We start from the raw sequence: 2,827 nt of genomic DNA on the forward strand, positions 1-2,827 counted from the left end.
GAGTCTACGATTTCCGAATGGGGAAACCCAAGTGCATAAGCACTTATCGCTGCGTGAATACATAGCGCAGCGAGGCAAACCGGGGGAACTGAAACATCTAAGTACCCCGAGGAGAAGAAATCAACCGAGATTCCGAAAGTAGCGGCGAGCGAAATTGGATTAGCCCTTAAGCTTTATTGGTGTCAGGCGAAGTGCTCTGGAAAGGCACGCGATACCGGGTGATAGCCCCGTAGCCGTTAACGCCAGTAAAGTGAAATCGAGTAGGGCGGGACACGTGATATCCTGTCTGAATATGGGGGGACCATCCTCCAAGGCTAAATACTCCTGACTGACCGATAGTGAACCAGTACCGTGAGGGAAAGGCGAAAAGAACCCCTGTGAGGGGAGTGAAATAGAACCTGAAACCGTGTACGTACAAGCAGTAGGAGCCTCTTTAATGGGGTGACTGCGTACCTTTTGTATAATGGGTCAGCGACTTATATTCAGTGGCAAGGTTAACCAAATAGGGGAGCCGTAGGGAAACCGAGTCTTAACTGGGCGTTCAGTCTCTGGATATAGACCCGAAACCGGGTGATCTAGCCATGGGCAGGTTGAAGGTTGAGTAACATCAACTGGAGGACCGAACCGACTAATGTTGAAAAATTAGCGGATGACTTGTGGCTAGGGGTGAAAGGCCAATCAAACTCGGAGATAGCTGGTTCTCCCCGAAAGCTATTTAGGTAGCGCCTCGGACGAATACTACTGGGGGTAGAGCACTGTTAAGGCTAGGGGGTCATCCCGACTTACCAACCCTTTGCAAACTCCGAATACCAGTAAGTACTATCCGGGAGACACACGGCGGGTGCTAACGTCCGTCGTGAAGAGGGAAACAACCCAGACCGCCAGCTAAGGTCCCAAAGTATTGCTAAGTGGGAAACGATGTGGGAAGGCTTAGACAGCTAGGATGTTGGCTTAGAAGCAGCCATCATTTAAAGAAAGCGTAATAGCTCACTAGTCGAGTCGGCCTGCGCGGAAGATGTAACGGGGCTAAGCAATACACCGAAGCTGCGGCAATGCGATTTATCGTATTGGGTAGGGGAGCGTTCTGTAAGCCGTTGAAGGTGAACTGTAAGGTTTGCTGGAGGTATCAGAAGTGCGAATGCTGACATGAGTAACGACAAGGGGGGTGAAAAACCTCCCCGCCGGAAGACCAAGGGTTCCTGTCCAACGTTAATCGGGGCAGGGTAAGTCGACCCCTAAGGCGAGGCCGAAAGGCGTAGTCGATGGGAAACGGGTTAATATTCCCGTACTTCTTATGAATGCGATGGGGGGACGGAGAAGGCTAGGTGGGCCAGGCGACGGTTGTCCTGGTTCAAGTGCGTAGGCTAAGAGACTAGGTAAATCCGGTTTCTTGTTAGGCTGAGACACGACGTCGAGCTACTACGGTAGTGAAGTCATTGATGCCCTGCTTCCAGGAAAAGCCTCTAAGCTTCAGTTCATAAGAAATCGTACCCCAAACCGACACAGGTGGTCGGGTAGAGAATACCAAGGCGCTTGAGAGAACTCGGGTGAAGGAACTAGGCAAAATGGTACCGTAACTTCGGGAGAAGGTACGCTCTTGACGGTGAAGTCCCTTGCGGATGGAGCTATTGAGAGTCGCAGATACCAGGTGGCTGCAACTGTTTATTAAAAACACAGCACTGTGCAAAATCGCAAGATGACGTATACGGTGTGACGCCTGCCCGGTGCCGGAAGGTTAATTGATGGGGTTAGACGCAAGTCGAAGCTCTTGATCGAAGCCCCGGTAAACGGCGGCCGTAACTATAACGGTCCTAAGGTAGCGAAATTCCTTGTCGGGTAAGTTCCGACCTGCACGAATGGCGTAATGATGGCCACGCTGTCTCCACCCGAGACTCAGTGAAATTGAAATCGCTGTGAAGATGCAGTGTACCCGCGGCTAGACGGAAAGACCCCGTGAACCTTTACTACAGCTTGGCACTGAACATTGAACCTACATGTGTAGGATAGGTGGGAGACTTTGAAGCGCAGACGCTAGTTTGTGTGGAGTCGACCTTGAAATACCACCCTTGTAGTTTTGATGTTCTAACGTTGGCCCCTAATCGGGGTTGCGGACAGTGCCTGGTGGGTAGTTTGACTGGGGCGGTCTCCTCCCAAAGAGTAACGGAGGAGCACGAAGGTGGGCTAATCACGGTTGGACATCGTGAGGTTAGTGCAATGGCATAAGCCCGCTTAACTGCGAGAATGACGGTTCGAGCAGGTGCGAAAGCAGGTCATAGTGATCCGGTGGTTCTGAATGGAAGGGCCATCGCTCAACGGATAAAAGGTACTCCGGGGATAACAGGCTGATACCGCCCAAGAGTTCATATCGACGGCGGTGTTTGGCACCTCGATGTCGGCTCATCACATCCTGGGGCTGAAGTCGGTCCCAAGGGTATGGCTGTTCGCCATTTAAAGTGGTACGCGAGCTGGGTTTAGAACGTCGTGAGACAGTTCGGTCCCTATCTGCCGTGGGCGTTGGAGAATTGAAGGGGGCTGCTCCTAGTACGAGAGGACCGGAGTGGACGAACCTCTGGTGTTCGGGTTGTCACGCCAGTGGCATTGCCCGGTAGCTAAGTTCGGAATTGATAAGCGCTGAAAGCATCTAAGCGCGAAGCGAGCCCTGAGATGAGTTCTCCCTGGCACTATAAGTGTCCTAAAGGGTTGTTCGAGACTAGAACGTTGATAGGCAGGGTGTGTAAGCGCTGTGAGGCGTTGAGCTAACCTGTACTAATTGCCCGTGAGGCTTAACCATACAACACCCAAGGGGTTTTGGTGGACTCAAAGAAGT

At 52.0% G+C, this 2,827-nt stretch carries 1 rRNA gene; it reads left to right on the forward strand.

The features are described from left to right. Positions 1-2,791: ribosomal RNA gene (locus FKN88_RS17285) — 23S ribosomal RNA — on the forward strand; the annotation flags it as partial. Positions 2,792-2,827: the final 36 nt, after the last annotated feature.

The sequence above is a fragment of the Vibrio sp. 2017_1457_13 genome (genome assembly GCF_030851525.1).
GTDB lineage: Bacteria > Pseudomonadota > Gammaproteobacteria > Enterobacterales > Vibrionaceae > Vibrio > Vibrio metschnikovii.